A 626-nucleotide genomic window follows, 5' to 3' on the forward strand; every position below is an offset into this window, starting at 1 on the left:
TTCCGCATCTTTTGGCTCCGCCAAAAGCAGCTAGGGTCGGTAGCTCAGGTGGTTAGAGCGCACGCCTGATAAGCGTGAGGTCGGAGGTTCAAGTCCTCCTCGACCCACCACTCCCTGGGAGTGGCACAGTTTGATCTTCAAGCATTCAGTCGAATGTTTGAACGTCCAACTGGACGAATTGACATCGTTAAGAGAGATACAATCAACAATACTGTTGGTCGCCCGAGTGTGGGAGAGACCTCAGCAAGGTGCAGATTGCCTTCGGGCAGGATGCGAGCCACGGAACACGTCACTTTCCTCAGACGTACCGCGGTCTGCCTCGTTGAAACGACAGTGTTGTCCAAGTCAAGTACACTAACCCGCAAGATCGACAGATCTTGCAACAAGTTCCTGGTCACCGACATGACCGGGAGCGGGATAGTTTGCTTTTTGGTTCAGAAATAGAGGCGCCGGTTTCTTACCAGCTTCCGGTGCCGCGACGTGCACATGCACTGTCTCTTTCTGGATCAAATCAAGCGCGAGAAGGGCGTTTGGTGGATGCCTTGGCAGTAAGAGGCGATGAAAGACGTGATACCCTGCGATAAGCCATGGGGAGCCGGGAATAGGCTTTGATCCATGGATCTCTG

The 626-nt window shown here is 53.4% G+C and carries 1 tRNA gene and 1 rRNA gene; both read left to right on the plus strand.

Going from position 1 to position 626, the window contains the following annotated elements:
- Positions 1–33: 33 nt before the first annotated feature.
- Positions 34–110, plus strand: a tRNA-Ile gene (locus tag AB9K35_RS00265).
- Positions 111–509: 399 nt separating this feature from the next.
- Positions 510–626: ribosomal RNA gene (locus AB9K35_RS00270) — 23S ribosomal RNA — on the plus strand; the annotation flags it as partial.

It is taken from the genome of Leisingera sp. XS_AS12, from assembly GCF_041224635.1.
GTDB lineage: Bacteria > Pseudomonadota > Alphaproteobacteria > Rhodobacterales > Rhodobacteraceae > Leisingera.